This is a genomic window from Nocardioides marmoribigeumensis (genome assembly GCF_031458325.1).
In the GTDB taxonomy this organism is placed as follows: domain Bacteria; phylum Actinomycetota; class Actinomycetes; order Propionibacteriales; family Nocardioidaceae; genus Marmoricola_A; species Marmoricola_A marmoribigeumensis.
In genome coordinates this window covers 1311035-1331420 of the sequence record NZ_JAVDYG010000001.1, presented here as the reverse complement: position 1 = coordinate 1331420, position 20386 = coordinate 1311035, and the positions used below count along the sequence as shown (strand labels likewise).

General features: G+C 73.6%; 18 protein-coding genes. 14 read left to right on the top strand and 4 right to left on the bottom strand.

Features of this window, described 5'->3' with window-relative positions; genetic code table 11:
* Positions 1–68 precede the first annotated feature (68 nt).
* Complete coding sequence (locus tag J2S63_RS06425; protein ID WP_310300105.1) at positions 69–1127, top strand: NAD-dependent epimerase/dehydratase family protein; 1059 nt, start codon at positions 69–71, stop codon at positions 1125–1127.
* Entirely contained in the window at positions 1120–2421 is a 1302-nt protein-coding gene (locus tag J2S63_RS06420) for a lysophospholipid acyltransferase family protein (RefSeq protein ID WP_310300103.1), read from the top strand. Before J2S63_RS06425 ends, J2S63_RS06420 begins: the two co-directional genes overlap by 8 nt.
* Before the next feature lie 97 nt (positions 2422–2518).
* On the opposite strand, the gene J2S63_RS06415 is transcribed toward J2S63_RS06420, so the two are convergent.
* From J2S63_RS06415 to J2S63_RS06405, 3 genes are all read right to left on the bottom strand, one after another.
* Positions 2519–3661, bottom strand: a complete 1143-nt coding sequence (locus J2S63_RS06415; protein ID WP_310300100.1) for a DUF5667 domain-containing protein — start codon at positions 3659–3661, stop codon at positions 2519–2521.
* 148 nt (positions 3662–3809) lie between these two features.
* Entirely contained in the window at positions 3810–4616 is an 807-nt protein-coding gene (locus tag J2S63_RS06410) for a sigma-70 family RNA polymerase sigma factor (protein ID WP_310300097.1), read from the bottom strand.
* A gap of 170 nt (positions 4617–4786) precedes the next feature.
* Complete coding sequence (locus J2S63_RS06405) at positions 4787–5746, bottom strand: HAD family hydrolase (RefSeq protein ID WP_425573294.1); 960 nt, start codon at positions 5744–5746, stop codon at positions 4787–4789.
* A gap of 77 nt (positions 5747–5823) precedes the next feature.
* Between J2S63_RS06405 and J2S63_RS06400 the strand changes: the two genes are divergently transcribed.
* The 7 genes from J2S63_RS06400 (at position 5824) to hemB (ending at position 13680) form a co-directional block, all read left to right on the top strand.
* The gene (locus tag J2S63_RS06400; protein WP_310300095.1) at positions 5824–7428 is read left to right on the top strand and encodes a class I adenylate-forming enzyme family protein; all 1605 of its coding nucleotides are present in this window, start codon (positions 5824–5826) and stop codon (positions 7426–7428) included.
* Positions 7425–7673, top strand: coding sequence for a glutaredoxin family protein (locus J2S63_RS06395; protein ID WP_310300092.1), 249 nt, complete (start codon positions 7425–7427; stop codon positions 7671–7673). Before J2S63_RS06400 ends, J2S63_RS06395 begins: the two co-directional genes overlap by 4 nt.
* 204 nt (positions 7674–7877) lie before the next feature.
* Positions 7878–8588, top strand: coding sequence for a redox-sensing transcriptional repressor Rex (locus J2S63_RS06390; RefSeq protein ID WP_310300087.1), 711 nt, complete (start codon positions 7878–7880; stop codon positions 8586–8588).
* A 10-nt stretch (positions 8589–8598) separates the two neighbouring features.
* Entirely contained in the window at positions 8599–9942 is a 1344-nt protein-coding gene (locus J2S63_RS06385; RefSeq protein WP_310300084.1) for a glutamyl-tRNA reductase, read from the top strand.
* A complete protein-coding gene (gene hemC, locus J2S63_RS06380) occupies positions 9939–10886 on the top strand; it encodes a hydroxymethylbilane synthase (RefSeq protein WP_310300081.1) in 948 nt (315 codons plus the stop codon). The genes J2S63_RS06385 and hemC overlap by 4 nt, the downstream gene beginning before the upstream one ends.
* Positions 10887–10942: 56 nt before the next feature.
* Positions 10943–12628 carry a bifunctional uroporphyrinogen-III C-methyltransferase/uroporphyrinogen-III synthase gene (locus J2S63_RS06375; protein WP_310300078.1) on the top strand — a complete coding sequence of 562 codons (1686 nt, stop codon included), beginning with the start codon at positions 10943–10945 and terminating at the stop codon, positions 12626–12628.
* A 56-nt stretch (positions 12629–12684) separates the two neighbouring features.
* Complete coding sequence (hemB, locus tag J2S63_RS06370; protein WP_310306615.1) at positions 12685–13680, top strand: porphobilinogen synthase; 996 nt, start codon at positions 12685–12687, stop codon at positions 13678–13680.
* 79 nt (positions 13681–13759) lie between these two features.
* Here the strand turns inward: hemB and J2S63_RS06365 are convergent, their stop codons facing one another.
* Positions 13760–15025 carry a lytic murein transglycosylase gene (locus J2S63_RS06365; RefSeq protein ID WP_310300075.1) on the bottom strand — a complete coding sequence of 422 codons (1266 nt, stop codon included), beginning with the start codon at positions 15023–15025 and terminating at the stop codon, positions 13760–13762.
* Positions 15026–15388: 363 nt separating this feature from the next.
* Here J2S63_RS06365 and hemL point away from each other — a divergent pair, with 363 nt between their 5' ends.
* From hemL to resB, 5 genes are read left to right on the top strand one after another with little or no spacing between them, the layout of a single operon-like run.
* Entirely contained in the window at positions 15389–16717 is a 1329-nt protein-coding gene (gene hemL, locus J2S63_RS06360; RefSeq protein WP_310300073.1) for a glutamate-1-semialdehyde 2,1-aminomutase, read from the top strand.
* 14 nt (positions 16718–16731) lie between these two features.
* Positions 16732–17403, top strand: coding sequence for a histidine phosphatase family protein (locus J2S63_RS06355; protein WP_310300070.1), 672 nt, complete (start codon positions 16732–16734; stop codon positions 17401–17403).
* Positions 17400–17993 carry a TlpA disulfide reductase family protein gene (locus J2S63_RS06350; RefSeq protein ID WP_310300067.1) on the top strand — a complete coding sequence of 198 codons (594 nt, stop codon included), beginning with the start codon at positions 17400–17402 and terminating at the stop codon, positions 17991–17993. Before J2S63_RS06355 ends, J2S63_RS06350 begins: the two co-directional genes overlap by 4 nt.
* A complete protein-coding gene (locus tag J2S63_RS06345) occupies positions 17990–18742 on the top strand; it encodes a cytochrome c biogenesis CcdA family protein (RefSeq protein ID WP_310300064.1) in 753 nt (250 codons plus the stop codon). Before J2S63_RS06350 ends, J2S63_RS06345 begins: the two co-directional genes overlap by 4 nt.
* The gene (resB, locus tag J2S63_RS06340; RefSeq protein ID WP_310300061.1) at positions 18742–20349 is read left to right on the top strand and encodes a cytochrome c biogenesis protein ResB; all 1608 of its coding nucleotides are present in this window, start codon (positions 18742–18744) and stop codon (positions 20347–20349) included. Before J2S63_RS06345 ends, resB begins: the two co-directional genes overlap by 1 nt.
* Positions 20350–20386 lie beyond the last annotated feature (37 nt).

The window sequence follows — 20386 nt, the reverse complement described above, 5'->3', positions numbered from 1 at the left end:
CCGCACCCGCACAGACCACAGGGGGGACACGGCCGAGCAGGCCGTGACCGTGACTTGCAGGGGAGTCCATGACCGGCACTTCGGGCGCGTCGAGCCCGACCGGGCGCATCGTCCTGGTCACCGGTGTCTCCGGCGTCCTCGGCGGACGGCTGGCGCGCCGTCTCAGCGACGACCCCGGGGTCGCTCGCGTGATCGGCGTCGACGTCGTCCCGCCGCGCGGTGACCTCGGCTCGGTCCGCTTCGTGCGCGCCGACATCCGCAACCCTGTCATCGCCAAGGTGATCACCCAGGACGACGTCGACACCGTCGTCCACACCAGCGTGGCGAGCAGCCCCGACGTGCTCGGCGGGCGGGTGTCGATGAAGGAGCACAACATCATCGGCACCATGCAGCTGCTCGCCGCGTGCCAGCGCGCGCCGGGGCTCGAGCGGCTCGTGGTCAAGTCCAGCGCCGAGGTCTACGGCTCCTCCAACCGCGACCCGGCGATGTTCACCGAGGACATGGGACCCCGCCGGGTGCCCCGCACCGGCTACGGCAAGGACGTCCTCGAGATCGAGGGCTACGTCCGCGGCTTCGCCCGGCGGCGGCCCGAGGTGACCGTCACGGTCCTGCGCAACGCCCCGCTGCTCTCGCCGACCACGCCGACCGCGCTCAGCGACTACCTCACCCTCAACCCCATCCCCAAGGTGATGGGGTTCGACGCGCGCATCCAGATGCTGCACTACGACGACCTCGTCGGCGCCCTGCACCACGCGACCCTCGCCGGCGTCGCGGGCACGTTCAACGTCGCCGGCGAGGGCGTCCTGCCGATGTCGCAGGCCGTCCGCCGCCTCGAGCGGCTCGTGCTGCCGGTGCCCGGCTTCGCGCTCAGCGGCTTCGGGTCCGCCGTACGCCGCGCGCGGCTCGGCATGGGCAGCTTCTCGCCCGACCAGCTGGCCTACCTCACCTACGGTCGCGGGCTCGACACCTCCCGCATGCGCAACGTCCTGGGCTTCGAGGCCACCCGCACCACCGAGGAGACCCTCGGCGAGTTCGCGCGGGCCCACCCGCCGGCCCTCCTCCGCACCCACCCCGTCGTGACCGTGGAGAACACCGTCACGGGTCTCCTGGGAGGCACCCATGCCTGACGCAGAGATCATCCCCCTCGGCACCCGCGGCCGTCCGGGCCGAGGCACCGGCCGGGACAAGCCGTCCTCGTCCTCGCGCGACCTGTGGTCGCCGCGCAAGGACACCGACCCCCCGCGCCAGGACGGCGAGGGGACCGACCCGGTCGAGGAGACCCGGCCCACGGAGCCGGTCGAGCAGGCCGAGGCGACGGAGCCCGAGCCGACCGAGCCGACCGAGCCGACCGAGCCGGAGACCGCCGAGGCGCCCGGGCTGCTCCGCGAGCCCCGCGTCGGCGAGCCGGTCACCGGCGAGGCCGGCGACGCCGCGATCCACACCCTCCAGCCCCTCGGGGGCCGGGCCGACGCCGGCGTGGTGCCGGGCGTCGTCCTGGGCAACGACCGGCCGGGCACCAAGGTCGGTCCGCTCGGGCTGGGCGAGCTGCTGCCGGTGCTCCGCGGCGCCGCCGAGCGCGTCTTCGGCGAGGACGCCGACCGGCGCCTGGCCGAGATGCTGGCCTTCCTGCGTCGCCGGGTGACCGGTGACTACACCGTCGACGAGTACGGCCTCGACAGCGAGTTCGTCGACCGGTTCGTGATGGAGGCCCTGCGCCCGCTGGCCACCAAGTGGTTCCGCATCGAGGTCCGCGGCGCCGAGAACATCCCCCGCGACAGCGGTGCGCTGGTCGTGGCCAACCACTCCGGCACGGTCCCCGTCGACGGGATCATGACCATGTTCGCCGTCCACGAGACGACCGGGCGCCACCTGCGTCCGCTCGGGGCCGACCTGGTGTTCCGGCTGCCGTTCGTCAGCGAGGTCGCCCGCAAGGCCGGGGCCACCCTCGCCTGCAACGAGGACGCCCACCGCATGCTCAGCAACGGCGAGCTTGCGGCGGTGTGGCCCGAGGGGTTCAAGGGCATCGGCAAGCCCTACTCCGAGCGCTACAAGCTGCAGCGCTTCGGCCGCGGCGGCTTCGTCTCGGCCGCGATCCGCACCGGCGTGCCGATCGTGCCCTGCTCGATCGTCGGCGCCGAGGAGATCTACCCCCTCGTGGGCAACATCCCCTCCCTGGCCCGGCTGCTCGGCGTGCCCTACATCCCGATCACGCCGTTCTTCCCGCTGCTGGGCCCGCTCGGACTGGTGCCGCTGCCCTCGAAGTGGATCATCGAGTTCGGCGAGCCCGTCCGCACCGACTCCTACGACCCCGGTGCCGCCGACGACCCGATGCTGGTCTTCAACGTCACCGACCAGGTGCGCGAGACCATCCAGCAGACCCTCTACGCGCTCCTCATGCGGAGGAAGTCCGTCTTCCACTGAGTTGTCGGCTCGCCGCGCGGGCTCCCTGCGCCGGCTCAGCCGAGGGTCACCTGGGCAGGGCGTTGCGGATCCCGACCGTGGCCGGGATGCCCGCAGATCACTTCAACAGGTCGTCGGGGGACGTGCTGGGGTCGGTCTTGGGGAGGAGCTTGTCGGTGGTCTCGCCGACCTTGTCGCCGACCGAGCCCACGAGGCCGCCGGTGGCGTCGTCGACGGCGCCGAGGAGGTCCTGCGGGTCCTTGGGCAGCGCGGTCCCGACGTCCTCCTTCTGGCTGTCCAGCGGGGAGGTGGGCAGGCCGCCCCCGGCCGTGGTCTGGTCGCCGCCGGTCGCACCGCCGGACCCGTCGGTCGAGGTGCCGGTCGAGGGCTCCGAGAGCGGCAGCCGCACGGCCGGGGCCGGGTGGCTGTTGTCGGGCTTGCGGATCTGCACCTGCTTGGTGGCGCGCTGGACCTCGGCGGTCAGTTGCATGTCCTCGGGGACCTGGAGCGCCGGGAGGTCGGAGCAGCTGCCGCACGCCTGGGCCGCGGCCGCGTCGATGCCCTGGAGGACGAACCCGACCTGGGCGATCTCGTCGGACAGGTCGGCCGGCGCGACGGCGCCGAGGGCGGCGAGGGCGTCGAGGGAGTCGGCGGTGAAACTGCGGACGTCGCGGACGAGCGCGGGGTCCTGCTTCTCCTGGAACGAGCCGAGCAGCAGGTCGGAGCCGGCCGTCGCCTGGGTGCTGAACGAGCGCAGGCTGGTGCCGATCTCCTGCGTGGTGGCGTCGCGGCCCGCGAGGACGGCGGCCTCGTCCAGGCGGGCGTCGGCCTGGGACAGGAACGCGTGTCCCTTGGCGGCGTCGTCGCGCTGGAGGGTGCGGTCGACGTTCTCCAGGCCGCGCTTGAGCGGGTAGAGGGCGTCGCCGGGGGCGGAGCTCTGGGCGGCGGCGGCCATGCCGGCCGTGCCGCCGATGAGGACGAAGGCCGAGGCGGCGATCGTGAGGCGGCGCTCGCGGGCTCCGCGGCGGCGCGGGGGCAGTGCCAGGGGCGTGGACGGCGCGAGGACCTCGGCCGCCTCGGCCATGAGCTGCTCGCGCAGGCTCGCTGCGAAGTCGGCCCGGGGGGCGGGGGCCTCGTGCGACCGCAGGGCCGCGACGACCGAGAGCAGGGGCTGCAGCTCGGCGGCGGTGTCGGTCGCGGGGGAACGAAGGGCCGCGTCGAACTCCTCAGCGCGCCTGCGGGCGCCGATCAGGGAGGTCATCGCAGGGATCCTGTCTGTCGTGGTGGGTGCGTCACTGGCTGCAACGAGCCGGTGGGCCCCGGGGTTACGCCGTCCGCCACGGAACCGTGCGAGATCAGGACCTCAGTCCCATGAATCCGAATCATGCTCACGTCTCGACCGAGGATCGTCATCGCAGGCCCTCCGGCATCAGCTTGGCCAGGTTGCGCACCGCGCGGAGCTGCAGCTGCTTGATCGCGCCGTCGGAGCGACCCATCACCTGGGCCGTCTCGGCGATCGACATGCCCTGGAGGAACCGCATCACCAGGCACTCCTGCTGCTCGCTGGGCAGCTGCCGCAGCGCCTCCATCAGGGCCTCGTTGGTCAGCGACGCCAGCACCGCGGTCTCCGGGCCGTCGGTCACCGAGTCGTGCGGGCTCATGTCCTCGGTGGTCATCTCGAGGCGGTTGCGGCCCGACTTGTAGTGGTCGGTGGTCAGGTTGCGGGCGATCGTCATCAGCCACGCGCCGAAGTCCTTGCCCTGCCACCGGAACGAGCTCATGCTCCGCAGCGCGCGGAAGAAGGTGTCGGAGGTCAGGTCCTCGGCCAGCGCCTGCGAGCCCACGCGGTAGTAGAGGAAGCGGTAGACCTGCGGGTGGTAGTGGTCGTAGAGCAGCCCGAACGCCTCGGTGTCGCCTCCGCGGGCCAGTTCGACCAGGGCGATCAGCCGGCTGGCCTCGGCCTCGTCCTCGACCGAGGACACGGCGTGCTGGCTGTCGCCGGGCCCGCCGGCGGGGTCGGGGGCGACCTCGTGCAGGGCGGCGGCCTCGGCCAGCAGCCACGGCGAGCGGCGCGAGGCCGGGAGCGCGGCGAGCGGGGGCGCGCCTGCGGGGGCGAGACGGGGGGCCAGGCCGGCGAGGTCGGCGCGCAGCACCTCGGCGACGGCACGGCGCAGCGCGTCCATGCCCTCAGCGAGGTCGTAGCGACGCTTCTCCATGACTCTCCCCTGCCGGCTCCCCAGCCAGCCATCTCCCGGTCGAGGGGCGGAGTGCGTGGAAGTCGCAGCCCCCGTGCCCGACCTGTCCCGGAATGATAGACCGAATTGACCACGTGGACACCCGGTCTCGGCAAAGTTACGGGCCCGACCGCCCCGTCCGTCGGGACCGCTCAGAAGGGGCCGAGGCCGCTCTGGCGGCGCCGCAGCGCCAGTCCGGCGGCCACGGTGCCGGTCACCGCGCCGGTCACCGCCGCGCCGAACAGGCCGACGCGGGCGGCCTTGCGGCCGGTCCGGTAGTCCCGGATGCGCCAGCCCTGCTCGCGCGCGTGGTCGCGCAGCTTGGCGTCGGGGTTGATCACGCACGGGTCGCCGACCAGGCTCAGCATCGGGACGTCGTTGTAGGAGTCGGAGTACGCCGCACAGCGGTCCAGGTCGAGCCCCTCGGCCTCCGCGAGCCCCAGCACGGCCTCGGCCTTGGCGGGCCCGTGGAGGAGGTCGCCCACCAGGGCGCCGGTGTAGACCCCGTCGACGTGCTCGGCCACGGTGCCCAGGGCGCCGGTGAGCCCCAGCCGCCCGGCGATGGTCGTGGCGATCTCGACCGGAGCGGCGGTCACCAGCCACACCCGCTGGCCCTGGTCGAGGTGCATCTGGGCCAGGGCGCGCGTGCCGGGCCAGATCCGCTCGGCCATGGTCTCGTCGAAGATCTCCTCGCCGATCGCGACCAGCTCCTCGACCCGGTGGCCCTTGATGAAGGCCAGGGCCGAGCTGCGGGCCTCGGCGACGTGCTCGGGGTCCTCGACGCCCACGACGCGGAAGTAGGCCTGCTTCCAGGCCGCACCCAGGATGTCGCGGGTGGTGAAGAACTGGCGCCGGTGGAGCCCGCGCGCCAGGTGGAAGATCGAGGCGCCCTGGATGATCGTGTTGTCGACGTCGAAGAACGCCGCCGCGGTCGGGTCGGCGGGCGCCTCGAGGGAGGACTCGACCTCGCGGGCGGCGCTCGAGGCCTCGCCGGCGAGCTTGGAGCGCACCTTGAGGTCGCGGCGGGGCGTGGTGCGGGCCCGGCGAGGCGTCCCCGAGGTCAGCGACGGCCGGCCCTGGGCCGGGGGTCCGCTGCCGTTCTCCGCGCTCACGCGCCCAGACTAGTGGTGGCCCCGAGCCGCTGCGGAGGGGTGAAGCCGGCCCGAGGCGGTGTGCAAGACTCGCCGACGTGACCGCCAACCTGGCCGACCTGCTCTCGCGTGCGAGCGCGACGAGCCCGGACACGGTCGCCCTGGTCGGCGTGGAGGGTCCTGACCGCGAGGTCTCGCTCACCTGGCGCGAGCTCGACGACCTGGCCTCCCGGCTGGCCTCGGGGCTCGAGCGTCTCGGGCTGGTCGCCGGCAACCGGGTCGCCCTCGCCACGGCCAACCGGGTCGAGTTCGTGGCGCTCTACTTCGCGGTGCTGCGCGCGCGCCTGGTCGCCGTACCCGTCAACCCGCGCTCGGCCACCGGTGAGCTGCTCCGGGTGGTCTCGGACAGCGGCGCCCGGCTGCTGGTCGTCGACGCCTCCACCGCCGAGTCCGGCCGCTCGGTGGTCTCCGGCGTGCAGGAGGCCCTCGCGGCCTCGCCCGAGCGACCCCCGACCAGCACCCTGCGGGCCGCGCCCCGCCTGCTCGTCCTCGACGTGCCGGTGCGCGAGGGCGAGGCGGCCTACGCCGACCTGGAGTCCGGCGAGCCGACCGTCCTGCCCGAGTCGGTCGACCCCGAGGCGCTGGCCGTGCTGCTCTACACCTCCGGGGCCTCGGGCCGGCCCCGCGCGGCGATGCTGACCCACCGCGCGCTGCTGGCCAACGTCGAGCAGGTCGCGCGGATCGAGCCGGCCATGGTGGGCCCCGACGACGTGCTCTACGGCGTCCTGCCGCTGTTCCACGTCTACGGCCTCAACGCGGTCCTCGGCGCGGTCGTGCGCCAGGCGGCCCGGCTCGTCGTGGTCGACGGCTTCGACGCCGAGCGCTCGCTCGAGCAGGTGCAGCGGCACGGCGTGACGATCGTGCCGATCGCGCCCGCGGTGCTGGCCTACTGGCGCACCGTGGAGGACCTGCGCGCACGCCTCTCCGGTGTCCGGATGCTGCTCTCCGGCTCCGCCCCGCTCGCGCCCGAGCTGGTCGAGGAGTTCGTCGACCGCACGGGCGTCGCGGTGCACCAGGGCTACGGCCTGACCGAGGCCGCTCCGGTCGTGACCTCGACGATCGGGAGCCCCCGGGTCAAGCGCGGGTCCGTCGGCGTCGCGATCCCCGGGGTCTCGCTGCGGCTGGTCGACGAGACCGGCCGCGCGCCCGAGGGGGAGGACCCCGGCGAGATCTGGGTGTCGGGCGACAACCTGTTCAGCGGCTACTGGCCCGACCGTGCCGAGGCGCCCGTGGAGGGCTGGCTCGCGACCGGCGACGTCGGCTTCCTCGACGGTGACGGCGACCTCTTCCTGGTCGACCGGCTCAAGGAGCTGGTCATCGTCTCGGGGTTCAACGTCTACCCCAGCGAGGTCGAGGACGTGATCGAGGAGGTCGAGGGCGTCCGTGAGGTCGCCGTCGTCGGGGTGCCCGACGAGCGCACCGGCGAGGCCGTCGTCGCCTACGTCCGGCCCGTCGACCCGGCCGCCGACCCCGACCAGGTGCGGGCCGCCGTCGAGGAGGCGTGCGCCCGGCGCCTGGCCCGCTTCAAGCAGCCGACCCGGGTCGAGGTCGTGGAGGCGCTGCCGCGCACCGTCACCGGCAAGGTCGCCAAGGGGCGCCTGCGCGCGACCCTCCGCCGCGAGCGGCTCGGGCTGATCGAGTGAGCGACCGGAGCGCGCGGGTCACGCTCTACTCCCGTCCCGGTTGCCACCTGTGCGACGACGCCCGGGTGGTCGTCGAGCGCGTGTGCGCCGACCTCGGCGAGTCCTACGAGGAGGTCGACATCACCACCTCCGACGACCTGCTGCGCCGCTTCCAGATCGAGATCCCGGTGACGTTCGTCGACGGCGAGCAGCTCGAGGTCCACTGGGTCTCCGAGGACCGCCTGCGGCGCGCCCTGACGCGCTGAGCCCCGCGAACCCGGCCGCCCCGTGTGACCCCGGTCACCCGGGCCGATGCTCGTTTTGTTCTCACGTTCACAAACTCCTACAGTGGCTGTCGGCCGATCCCGCGCCCCAGCACCGGGCGCCCGTCCCCGGCCCCACCCAGTCACCAGCGAGCTGTCAGCGAGCCGTCGTTCGGGCTGCGCACCGGACGTCGCTGCAGGAGGACCGTGAGCGCCACCCGCGACCGCAGCACCGGGGTCGAGCACGCAGCGCGTGCCGTCGCCCCCGGTCGTCCGGCCCACCCGGCGCGCGGCATCCCCGAGGCCACGGTCGCCCGGCTCCCGGTCTACCTGCGCGCCCTGGTCGCCCTCGCCGAGCGCGGCATCGCGACCTGCTCGAGCGAGGAGCTCGCCGGCGCGGCGGGCGTCAACAGCGCCAAGCTCCGCAAGGACCTGTCCTACCTCGGTTCCTACGGCACCCGCGGGGTCGGCTACGACGTGGAGTACCTCCGCTACCAGATCGCCCGTGAGATCGGGGTCACCCAGGACCTCGCCGTCGTCATCGTGGGCATCGGCAACCTGGGTCACGCGCTGGCCAACTACGCCGGATTCACCTCGCGCGGCTTCCGCATCGTGGCCCTGCTCGACAGCGACCCCGACCGGTGGTCGGAGAGCGTGGGCGACCTGGCCGTCGTCCCCCTCGACCGGCTGGAGGAGGTCGTCGCCGCCGAGTCGGTGGCGATCGGCGTCATCGCCACGCCCGCCTCGGCCGCACAGCCGGTCTGCGACCGGCTCGTGGCGGCCGGCGTCACCAGCATCCTCAACTTCGCCCCGGTCGTGCTCTCGGTGCCCGACGGCGTCGACGTCCGCAAGGTCGACCTGTCCATCGAGCTGCAGATCCTCGCCTACCACGAGCAGCGCAAGGCGGTCGGGGCATGAGGGGGGCGGCATGAGCATCCTCGTCGTGGGTGTGTCCCACCACTCCGCGCCGGTCGAGCTGCTGGAGCGGCTCGCGCTCGACGGTGACCAGGTCGAGAAGCTCGTCCAGGCCGTGCAGACCGTCGACCACGTGCGCGAGAGCACCGTGCTGGCGACCTGCAACCGGGTCGAGATCTACACCGAGGTCGACCGCTTCCACGGCAGCGTGGAGGCGATCTGCCAGGCGCTGTGCGACCTGTCCGGCGAGGCCACCGACGAGGTCGTGCCGCACCTCTACGTGCACTACGACGACGGTGCGGTCTCGCACCTGTTCCACGTCGCGGCCGGGCTGGACTCCATGGTCGTGGGCGAGGGCCAGATCCTCTCCCAGGCGCGCGAGTCCCTCCGGCTCGGCCAGGAGCTCGGCACCGTCGGCCCGGCGCTCAACGCGGCGTTCCAGCAGGCGCTGCGCGTGGCCAAGCGCACCCACACCGAGACCGACATCGACCACGCGGCCCCGTCCCTGGTCTCGGTCTCGCTGGACCGCGCAGGGGAGTGGCTGGGCGGCCTCGAGGGCCGCCGCGCCGTCGTCGTGGGGGCAGGCTCGATGGCCGGCCTGGCCGTCGCGACCCTCATTCGCGCCGGCGTGCGTGACGTCGTCGTGCTCAACCGCACCGAGGACAAGGGCGCCCGGCTCGCCGCTGCCCACGGCGCGCGTTCGGCGCCGGTCTCGGCGCTCGCGGCCGAGGTCGCGCAGGCCGACCTCCTGCTGTCCTGCACCGGAGCCGTCGGCACCGTCATCGACGCCTCCGTGCTCGAGCAGGCCTGGCGAGCCTCCGACGGCGTACGCCGGGCAGTGGTCGACCTCGCGCTGCCCCACGACGTCGACCCCGCGGTGGGCGACCTGCCCGGGGTGCGGCTGATCGGGCTGCGCCGGCTGGCCGAGGAGCTCGGTGACGACACCGAGGCGGGGGCCGGGATGGTCGACGTGATCGGCGTGCGCCGCATCGTCTCCGAGGAGATCCGGGCCTTCCTCGACGCCCGTCGCGTGGCGTCGGTGACCCCGACCGTGGTCGCCCTGCGCTCGATGGCCACCGACGTGGTCGACGCCGAGCTGACCCGTCTCGACGGCCGGCTCTCGGGTCTGGACCCGGTCGTGCGCACCGAGGTCGAGCAGGCCCTGCGCCGGGTCGCCCAGAAGCTGCTGCACCAGCCGACCGTGCGGGTCAAGGAGCTGGCCAGCCGCGCCGGGGTCGTGTCCTACGCCGAGGCCCTGGCCGAGCTGTTCGCGCTCGACCCCCAGGCCGTGGAGGCCGTCACGTCCGCCGAGGCGGCCCGAGCCGCCGAGACCGATCCCGAGGGGGGCCTGTCATGACCGCACTGCGCGTGGGCACCCGCGCCTCCCTGCTCGCCCGGACCCAGTCCGGGCAGGTCGCCGACCTCCTCCGCGAACGGCTCGGCCGTGAGGTCGAGCTCGTCGACGTGACCACCGAGGGCGACGTCAACCGCGCCCCGCTCGCCTCGTTCGGCGGGGTCGGCGTCTTCGTCGGCGCGCTGCGCCAGGCGCTGCTCGAGGGCCGGGTGGACGTCGCCGTCCACTCGCTCAAGGACCTGCCGACGGCGCCGGCCGAGGGGATCTCCCTGGTCGCCGTACCCCCCCGTGAGGACCCGCGCGACGCCGTGTCGGCCCGGGACGGGCTCACCCTGGGCGAGCTGCCCGTCGGCAGCAGCATCGGCACCGGGTCGCCCCGCCGTGCCGCGCAGCTGCACGCGCTCGGGCTCGGCCTCGACGTCCGGGCGATCCGGGGCAACGTCGACACCCGCCTGCGCAAGGTCACCGACGGCCACCTCGACGCCGTCGTCCTGGCCCGGGCCGGACTGGCGCGCATCGGCCGCCTCGAGGCGGTCACCGAGAGCCTCGACCCGCTCCAGATGCTCCCCGCCCCCGGCCAGGGCGCGCTGGCCGTCGAGTGCCGCACCGCCGACCCCGAGACGTGCGCCGCGGTCGGCGCCGCGCTGGACGACCCCGCCACCCGCGCGGCCGTGACCGCCGAGCGGAGCCTGCTGTCCACCCTCGAGGCGGGCTGCAGCGCCCCCGTCGGAGCCCTGGCCGAGGTGGTCGAGGGCGAGGACGGCGAGGAGCTGTGGCTGCGGGCCGTGGTGCTCTCGCTCGACGGGGCGCTCACCGTCCGGCAGTCCGCCAGCGGCCCGGTCTCCGCCGCCGCGCAGCTGGGCCACGACCTGGCCCGGCAGATGCTCGAGGACGGGGCCGCGGAGCTGATGCCGCCGCCCTCGGCGACACCGGAGCACGAACCCTGACCCCAGTCCCGCCCCCGCACGAACGCACACACACCAGGCACCAGAAGGCACACACCGTGAGCAACACCGCCAAGCAGACCCGTGAGACCGCTTCCGCCCTGCCCGCCCTCCCGGCCGGCCACGTGGCGTTCGTCGGCACGGGACCCGGCGACCCCGACCTGCTGACCGTCCGCGCCGCCTCGCTCATCCGCCAGGCGGACATCGTCGTGGCCGAGACGCCCCGCCAGCGCGAGCTCGTCCGCGCGGTCCTCGGGCTCCCGTCGCTGACCGTCCCGGCCGCGGACGGCAGCGACAACGAGGTGCCGGCCCCCGGCGCCCCCGAGGTCGTCGAGGTCGGCTTCGGCCCGGACGGCCACTCGCTGCCGCCCTCGGCCCGGACCAAGGTCGTGGTCCGCCACGCCAAGACCGGTCGCCGCGTGGTCCGGCTGCTCGAGGGCGACCCGTTCGTCTACGCCGCCGGTCCCGAGGAGGCCCAGGGCTGCGTCAAGGCCGGCCTCTCCTTCGAGATCGTGCCGGGCGTCTCCGCCGCGCTCGCCGTCCCGACGTACGCCGGCATCCCGCTGACCACGCGCTCCGCCCAGGAGCTCGCGGTCGTCTCGTGCGCCTCGTCCAAGATCGACTGGGAGTGGTACGCCGACGACAAGACGCTCGTCCTGCTGCACGCCCTGGAGGGCATCGACAAGATCGCCACCTGCCTGGTCGAGGCCGGCCGCTCCGCGGACACCCCGGTCGCGATCACCTGCACCGGCACCTCCACCGAGCAGACCACCCTGGTCTCGACGCTCGGCGAGATCGCCGCGGAGGCGGAGGCCGCGCAGCTGTGCGAGCCTGCGATCACCGTCGTCGGTGAGGTGGTGGCCATGCGCGAGGCGCTGTCGTGGTTCGAGACCAAGCCCCTGTTCGGCTGGCGCGTCCTGGTGCCGCGCACCAAGGAGCAGGCAGGGTCGCTCTCGGAGCGCCTGCGCTCCTACGGCGCGACGCCCGAGGAGGTCCCGACGATCTCCGTCGAGCCGCCGCGCAACCCGCAGCAGATGGACAAGGCGATCCGCGGCCTCGTCGAGGGCCGCTACAAGTGGGTCGCGTTCACCTCGGCCAACGCCGTGCGCGCGGTCCGCGAGAAGTTCGACGAGTACGGCCTCGACGCCCGGGCCTTCTCCGGGCTCTCGGTCGCCGCGGTCGGCGACAAGACCGCCGCCACCCTGGCCGACTGGGGCCTGCGCGCCGACCTCGTGCCCACCGGCGAGCAGTCCGCCCGCGGCATGCTCGAGGACTGGCCGGCCTACGACGAGCAGCTCGACATGATCGACCGGGTCTTCCTGCCCCGCGCCGACATCGCCACCGAGACCCTCGCCGCCGGCCTGGTCGAGCTCGGCTGGGAGGTCGACGACGTGACGGCCTACCGCACGGTCCGGGCCGCCCCGCCGCCGGCGCCGGTGCGCGAGGCGATCAAGTCCGGCAAGTTCGACGCGGTCGTGTTCACCTCGTCCTCGACGGTGCGCAACCTGGTCGGCATCGCCGGCAAGCCCCACCCGTCGACGGTGATCGCGGTGATCGGTCCCCAGACGGCCAAGACCGCCGAGGAGCACGGCCTGCGGGTCGACGCGATGGCCACCGAGCCGTCCGCGGAGCACCTCGCCGACGCCCTCGCCGCGCTGGGCTACGCCCGCCGCGCCGAGCAGCTCGAGGCGGGCCTCCCGGTCACCAAGCCGTCGGACCGCAGGACCTCGGCCCGCAAGAAGTGAGTCCGGGCCGAGGGAAACCGACCGGGCCGTAGGGTCGAGGGGTGAGCGACGTGAGCATGCCCGGGGGCCTCGAGCGGCCCGTCGTACGCCCGCGCAGGCTGCGGCGGACGTCGGCGCTGCGCGAGCTGGTCGCGGAGACCACGCTCGCGCCGCGCCAGCTCGTGCTGCCGGTGTTCGTGCGCGAAGGGCTCGACGAGCCGCGGCCGATCACCTCGATGCCGGGGGTCGTCCAGCACTCCCGCGACTCGCTGCGGGCCGCGGCCGCGGAGGCGGCCGAGCTGGGGCTCGGCGGGATCATGCTCTTCGGGGTGCCGGAGGACAAGGACGCGGTCGGGTCGGGTGCGCTCGACCCCGACGGCATCCTCAACGTCGCGATCCGCGACGTCGTCGCCGAGGTCGGTGACGCCCTGCCGGCGATGGCCGACCTGTGCCTCGACGAGTTCACCGACCACGGCCACTGCGGTGTGCTCGCCGCCGACGGGTCGGTCGACAACGACGCCACGCTCGAGGTGTACGCCGACATGGCCGTCGCGCAGGCCGAGGCTGGCGTGCAGGTGGTCGGCCCCAGCGGCATGATGGACGGCCAGGTCGCCGTGGTCCGGCAGGCCCTCGACGGTGCCGGGCACCAGGACGTGGCGGTGCTGGCCTACTCGGCGAAGTACGCCTCGGCCTTCTTCGGGCCCTTCCGCGAGGCCGTCGACTCGAGCCTGCAGGGCGACCGGCGGACCTACCAGCAGGACCCGCGCAACCGGGTCGAGGGCGTCCGCGAGGCGCTGCTCGACATCGCCGAGGGCGCCGACCTGGTCATGGTGAAGCCGGCGCTGGCCTACCTCGACGTGCTGCGCGAGGTGCGCGACGCGGTGGACGTGCCCGTGGCGGCGTACAACATCTCCGGCGAGCTCGCGATGGTCGAGGCGGCCGCGGCCAACGGCTGGATCGACCGCCGGGCAGCCATCCTGGAGACGCTCACCAGCATCCGGCGCGCGGGCGCCGACGTCGTCCTGACCTACTGGGCGGCCGAGGCCGCCCCGTGGCTGCGCGAGGGGTTCTGACCCCACGCCCCCGGCACCGCGAAGAAGCCCCGGACCGGGTGGTCCGGGGCTTCTTCGGTGGTGCTGCGTGGACGCCGGGTCAGTTGCCGAGGAGGCCGCCGGTCGCGCCACCGACGGTGTCGGTGAGGCTCGTGAGCAGGTTGTTGACCGCTGCGGCCCCGCCGTCGAGGTAGGCGTTGGCGCACTTGGTGACGCCGCCCATCGCGTCGAGCTTGGCCGCGCTGTAGTTGGACTGGCACCACTCGGTGGCCTTCTGCAGCGGGGTCACGGTGTTGGTGACCGTGCCGGTCACCGACTTGGTGGTGTCCTGCACGACCTTGCCCGGGTCGCTGGTGGTGCTGCTGGTGCCGCCGCCACCGGTGACGGGGTTGCTGCCGCCGCCGCTGGTGGTGGTGGTGCCGCCTCCGGTGGTGGTGGAGCCCGAGCCGGTGCCGGTCGTCGGCTGCTGGGTCTGGGCCTGCTGCGCCTTGGGCGCACGCGCGCCCTTGTAGCCGCGGGTGCCGCTCCTGGCGCCGCCGAAGACCGAGTCGCCGTAGGACGGGGTGAAGGTGGTGCTCGACGTGGAGCCGTTGGGGGTGGCGCTGTAGTCGCCGGAGGCGTAGGCGTCGGCGATGGACAGGACGAGGTTCACGTAGTCCTGGCTGTGGTTGTAGCGGTAGACCGCCGACTCCTGCCCGGCCCGCTTGCCGAGGTTCTCGTCGCCGGAGCAGAGGTAGACCGCGGTCGCCAGGGCGGCGTCGTCGATGTCCTGCGGGTTGCGCTTGCCGTCGCCGTCGCCGTCCACGCCGACGACCCGCCAGGTCGAGGGGATGAACTGCATCGGGCCGACCGCGCGGTCGAAGGTCTTGTCCCGGTCGAACTCGCCGGCGTCGGTGTCCGCGACGCGCTGCGTGCCGTTGGAGCCGTTGAGCGCGATGCCGATGATGCCGGGGGTGGACACGCCCTGGTCGCTGAGCGTGTTGCCGCCGTAGGTGCCGTGGTTGGACTCCACCCGGCCGATGGCGCCGATGAGGGGCCACTCGATGTGGCAGGACGGGTCGGCGCTGTCGATCACCTGCGCGGCGCGCTGGTAGGCCGCGAGCGCGGCCGCGGGAATGCCGTTCGCTGAGGCGCTGGACAGGACCTTGTCGGCGCCGCCGGTGGGGATGCCCGGCGCGATCTGGCCGGGGGCCGACACGCTGGCGGGGTCCTCGATCGCCTTGCTCGGGACGGTGCTGCCATCGGGCAGCTTGGCCGAGGCCTCGCCGTCGTCGGCGGTCGCGCTGGACACCGCGAGGCTCGCGGTCCATGCGCCGGACAGCAGGGCCAGGGGGACAAGGGCAGTCGCCTTCTGCCATCTGGTCATGCGGTGGTTCATGTGTGCCTAACTCCCTTGTCGCCGGGTGCGGTTGCCGCAGCCGGTGTCTCTCTCCCTCGAACAGCCTCTCAACGATCCGAGCGCCTCTCGGTTACGGCGCGAGCCTGTTTTTCATCCCCTGTGAGAGGCCCCCTGAGTCGGAGGGCACAGCTCTCCGCAACCAAGCCTAGGGTCCTAGGACCTTCGGTGTGTGATTTATCATGGACGGCCGACCAAGGTCCCAAACCTACGGCCGAGCGGGCTAGTCCGCTGTGGTGCCGTTCACACCTTGAGAGTGCCCTGGTGACAGGTGCGTCACACCTCGCCCGGCCGCCCTCCTCGGGCCTGGGTCCGGTCGGGGACAATGGCCCGGTGCCCGTCCCCACCCCCGCTTCCGCCGCGCTGTTCGAGCGCGCCCGCCAGGTGACTCCGGGCGGGGTCAACTCACCCGTGCGCGCCTTCAACGCCGTCGGGGGCACGCCCCGCTTCATCACCCGCGCCTCGGGCCCCTACCTCTACGACGTGGACGGGCAGGAGTACGTCGACCTGATCTGCTCGTGGGGGCCGATGATCCTGGGCCACGCCCACCCCGAGGTGGTCGCGGCGGTCAGCGGGGCGGTCGCCCGCGGCACGTCGTACGGCACCCCGACGCCGGCCGAGGTGGACCTCGCCACCGCGCTGGTCGAGCGGGCCCCGGTCGAGCAGGTGCGGCTGGTGTCCTCGGGCACCGAGGCGACGATGTCGGCGATCCGGCTCGCGCGCGGGTTCACCGGTCGCGACCTCGTGGTGAAGTTCGCCGGCTGCTACCACGGCCACGTCGACTCCCTCCTGGCCTCGGCCGGGTCGGGGCTGGCCACCTTCGCCGTCCCCGGGACCCCCGGTGTCCCGGCCGACTTCACCGCCCACACGCTCGTGCTGCCCTACAACGACCGCGACGCCGTCGCCGCGGCGTTCGCCGAGCACGGCGACCGCATCGCGTGCCTGATCACCGAGGCCGCCCCCGGCAACATGGGGATGGTCGCTCCCGAGCCCGGGTTCAACCGGTTCCTCTCCGAGACCTGTGCCGCCCACGGGGCGCTGTTCGTCTCCGACGAGGTGATGACCGGCTTCCGCACCCACGCCCACGGCCGGTGGGGCCTGGACGGCGAGCTCGAGGGCTGGCGACCCGACCTGCTCACCTTCGGCAAGGTGATGGGCGGTGGCTTCCCGGCGGCCGCGTTCGGCGGGAGGGCCGACGTCATGGCGGCGCTGGCGCCGACCGGCTCGGTCTACCAGGCCGGCACCCTGTCGGGGAACCCGGTCGCGGCCACCGCCGGCCTCACCACGCTGCGGCTCGCCACCGACGAGGTCTACGCCCACCTCCACCGCGCCGGCGAGGCGATCCGTGCCGGGGTGGGCGAGGCGCTGTCGGCTGCCGGGGTGCCCCACCTGGTCCAGACCGACGGCACCATGTTCAGCGTGTTCTTCACCGAGGCTGACGGGGTCGACGCGGTGCGCGACTTCGCCGGCGCGTCCGCCCAGCGGACCGACCGGTTCGCCGCGTTCTTCCACTCGATGCTCGAGCAGGGTGTGCACCTCCCGCCGAGCGCGTTCGAGGTGTGGTTCCTCTCGGCGGCCCACGACGACGCCGCCGTCGACCGGGTCCTCACCGCCCTGCCCGCCGCGGCCCGCGCGGCGGCCGCCGTACCCGACCCGTCCTGACGCGAAGGAGCCAGATGAAGACCGTCGTCCACCTGCTGCGCCACGGTGAGGTCAACAACCCGCAGGGCATCCTCTACGGTCGCAGCGACGGCTACCACCTGACCCCGCGCGGCGTCGAGATGGCCGAGCGCGTCGCGGAGACGCTCGGGACGCGCGACGTCACCCTGATCCGCACCTCGCCGCTCGAGCGCACCCGGGAGACCGCCGACCCCACGGCCCGGGCCCTGGGGCTGGAGATCGAGACCGACGAGCGGGTGATCGAGTCCTCCAACGTCTTCGAGGGCCAGCCGTTCGGGCAGGGCGACCGCATCCTGCGCAAGCCGCGCTACTGGAAGTACCTCTGGAACCCGTTCAAGCCGTCGTGGGGCGAGCCCTACCGCCAGGTCGTCGACCGGATGATGGCCGCGGTGCACGACGCCCGCCGCGACGCCGAGGGCCACGAGGCCCTCATCGTCTCCCACCAGCTGCCGATCTGGATCACGCGCCTGCACGTGGAGAACCGCTCGTTCCTGCACGACCCCCGCCGCCGGCAGTGCACGCTGTGCAGCCTGACCTCGCTGGAGTTCGAGGGGCAGGACCTCGTGCGCCTGACCTACAGCGAGCCGGCCGGCGACCTCATCCCGCTCAAGGACCGCAGGTCGCCGTTCTCGACCGGCGGCGCCCCCGAGGAGAACACGCCGGCGTGAGGGTCCTCCGAGCCGTCGCGCCCCTCGTGGCCGCGCTCCTGCTGCTGACCGGCTGCAAGGAGGAGCTGCGCAGCGGCAACGACGGGTTCGTCACCCCCGACCTCTCGGTCAAGGTGCTCGACACCACCGAGCGCGAGCCGCCCGCGGCCGAGGTCGCGGGGCAGACCGTGGACGGCAAGCAGGTCTCCCTGGCCGGCCTGCGTGGCCGCGTCGTGGTGATGCCGGTCTGGGGCTCCTGGTGCGGGCCCTGCCGCAAGGAGGCGCCCGGGCTGGCGCGGGCCGCGCGCGACCTCGCTGACGACGGGGTGACCTTCCTGGGCATCAACACCCGCGACCGCAACAAGGTCGACGTGCGCAGCTTCCTCGACCGGTTCGACATCTCCTACGACTCGATCTACGACGAGGACGGCCGCACGCTGCTGGCCTTCCGCGGCACGCTGCCGCCCCTGGGCATCCCGTCGATCGTGGTCATCGACCGGCAGGGCCGGGTCGCCGCGCGCATCCTCGGCCCCGCCGACCTGTCGACGGTCTACGGCGTGGTCGAGGACGTCACCGGCAAGAAGCTGGCCGTGCCGAGGGCGGACGCGTGAGCGCTGCGGACTGGTTCGTCGACCAGGTCTCCTCGGGGACCATGCCCGTGGCGCTGGCCGTCGCCGGCGCCGCCGGGACCGTCTCCTTCCTCTCGCCCTGCGTGGTGCCGCTGCTGCCGGGCTACGTCTCCTACGCCACCGGGCTCAGCGGCGCCGACCTCGAGGAGGACGCTCACCGCGGTCGCATGCTCCTCGGCACGACGCTGTTCGTGCTCGGCTTCACCGCCTGGTTCGTCGTGGTCGGCATGACCACCGGCGCCCTGGGGGCGTGGCTCTACGACTACCAGGACGTGATCTCCCGGGTCCTCGGCGGCGTCACGGTCGCCGTCGGGCTGGTGTTCATGGGCCTGCCGCTGCTGCAGCGCGACGTGCGCGTCCACCGGCTGCCCGCGGTCGGGCTGGGCGCGGCGCCCCTGCTCGGGCTGCTGTTCGCGATCGGGTGGACGCCCTGCCTCGGTCCCACGATCGTCACCGTCCAGTCGATGGCCCTCAGCGAGGGCACGGTCGGTCGCGGCGTGCTGCTCAGCGTCGCCTACTCGCTCGGGCTCGGGCTGCCGTTCGTCCTGCTGGGACTGGCCTACCGCCGCACCCTCGGCGCCGTGCGCTGGGTACGCCGCCACCAGGTCTGGGTGACCCGCCTCGGCGGCGCGATGCTCGTCGTGGTGGGCCTGCTGCTGCTCACCGGCTGGTGGGACGTCCTGGTCGCCGACCTGCGCGGGTGGAGCTCGGGCTACGGGGTGGACGTGTGATGGTCTCGACGAGCTCGACCACCGAGAGGGAGGCGACCGGCGCCCCGCCGCCGCTCGCGCCGCGCGAGCTGGCCCGCTGGGGGTGGCGCCAGCTCACCTCGATGCGCACGGCGCTCCTGCTCCTGCTGCTGCTCGCCCTCGGCTCCGTGCCCGGCTCGGTCGTCCCGCAGCAGAACATCGACGCCTCCCGGGTGCTCCGTTGGAAGGCCGACCACCCGGGCCTGACGCCGCTCTACGAGAAGCTCGGCCTCTTCTCGGTCTACGACTCGGTCTGGTTCTCCGCGATCTACCTGCTGCTGATGCTCTCGCTCGTCGGCTGCATCGTGCCGCGGCTCGGCGTCTACGCCCGGGCGGTCCGGGCGCGACCGCCGGCCGCGCCCCGCCGTCTGGACCGGCTCCCCGCCCACGCCACCGCCCTGACCTCCCGCAGCGGCGCCGAGGTGCTGGAGCGGGCCGGTGAGGTGCTGCGCAGGAGGCGCTACCGCGTCGTGGCCTCCGGCGACGCCGTGTCGGCCGAGCGCGGCTACCTCCGCGAGGCCGGCAACCTGCTCTTCCACGTCTCCGTGATCGCGGTGCTGGTGTGCTTCGCCGCCGGCCAGCTGTGGGGGTTCAAGGGCGGCGTGATCGTCCCGGTGGGCCGCGGCTTCACCAACCTGGTCTCGCAGTACGACACCTTCGACTCCGGCACGCTGATGGACCCCGAGCAGCTGCCGCCGCTGCACTTCACCGTCGACGACTTCACCGTGAAGTTCATCCCCTCCGGGACCCACCGCGGCCAGCCCGAGTCGTTCGCGGCGCACCTCACCTACACCGAGGCGCCGGGGGAGCCCGAGCGCACCCAGCGGATCGAGGTCAACCACCCGCTGGTCCTCGACGGCGTGAGCGTCTTCCTCGTGGGCCACGGCTACGCCCCGGTGGTCACCGTCACCGACGGGCGCGGCAAGGAGGTCTACTCCGGTCCGACGGTCTTCCTCCCGCAGGACGCCAGCTTCGCGTCGTACGGCGTGGTCAAGGCACCCGAGGCCCAGCCGAAGCAGATCGGCCTCGACGGCTTCTTCCTCCCGACCTTCGCCGCGACCAAGCAGCGCGGGGTGTTCTCGGCGTTCCCCGACGCCCTCAACCCGGGCCTGTCGCTGCGCGCCTACGCCGGCAACCTCGGCCTGGACGACGGCCTGCCGCAGTCCGTCTACGACCTCGACACCCGCCGGATGAAGCCCGTGCTCGGCAAGGACGGCACGCCGCTGCAGATCGTGCTCTCGCCGGGGCGCGCGGTGAAGCTGCCCGACGGGCTCGGCACGGTGCGCTTCGACGGCTGGCAGCGCTGGGTCAAGCTCCAGGTCAGCGACGCCCCGGCCAAGACCCCGACCCTGGTCTCGATCACGATCGGGCTCCTCGGGCTGATGGGCTCGCTGTTCATCCGTCGCCGCCGCGCGTGGGTGCGGGTCCTCGACACCCCCGAGGGCACCCGCGTCGAGGTGGCCGGGCTCGACCGCTCGACGGTCAGCCAGACCCTGGACGACGAGGTCCACACCCTGCTCGGCCTGGTCGTCCCCGAGACGGCCGGTGATACTGACCGCACCGACGCACCCCCGGAGGAGACAGCGTGAACGAGCGAAGCGAGCGAACCGACAACTCACGCCTGGC

Excerpts from the sequence above, each read along its gene's own strand:
- J2S63_RS06385 (WP_310300084.1), top strand. The coding sequence starts at position 8,599 with ATGAGCATCCTCGTCGTGGGTGTGTCCCACCACTCCGCGCCGGTCGAG.
- J2S63_RS06425 (WP_310300105.1), top strand. The coding sequence starts at position 69 with ATGACCGGCACTTCGGGCGCGTCGAGCCCGACCGGGCGCATCGTCCTG.
- J2S63_RS06415 (WP_310300100.1), bottom strand. The coding sequence starts at position 3,661 with ATGACCTCCCTGATCGGCGCCCGCAGGCGCGCTGAGGAGTTCGACGCG.
- J2S63_RS06355 (WP_310300070.1), top strand. The coding sequence starts at position 16,732 with ATGAAGACCGTCGTCCACCTGCTGCGCCACGGTGAGGTCAACAACCCG.
- J2S63_RS06365 (WP_310300075.1), bottom strand. The coding sequence starts at position 15,025 with ATGACCAGATGGCAGAAGGCGACTGCCCTTGTCCCCCTGGCCCTGCTG.
- J2S63_RS06410 (WP_310300097.1), bottom strand. The coding sequence starts at position 4,616 with ATGGAGAAGCGTCGCTACGACCTCGCTGAGGGCATGGACGCGCTGCGC.
- hemB (WP_310306615.1), top strand. The coding sequence starts at position 12,685 with ATGCCCGGGGGCCTCGAGCGGCCCGTCGTACGCCCGCGCAGGCTGCGG.
- resB (WP_310300061.1), top strand. The coding sequence starts at position 18,742 with ATGGTCTCGACGAGCTCGACCACCGAGAGGGAGGCGACCGGCGCCCCG.
- hemC (WP_310300081.1), top strand. The coding sequence starts at position 9,939 with ATGACCGCACTGCGCGTGGGCACCCGCGCCTCCCTGCTCGCCCGGACC.
- J2S63_RS06420 (WP_310300103.1), top strand. The coding sequence starts at position 1,120 with ATGCCTGACGCAGAGATCATCCCCCTCGGCACCCGCGGCCGTCCGGGC.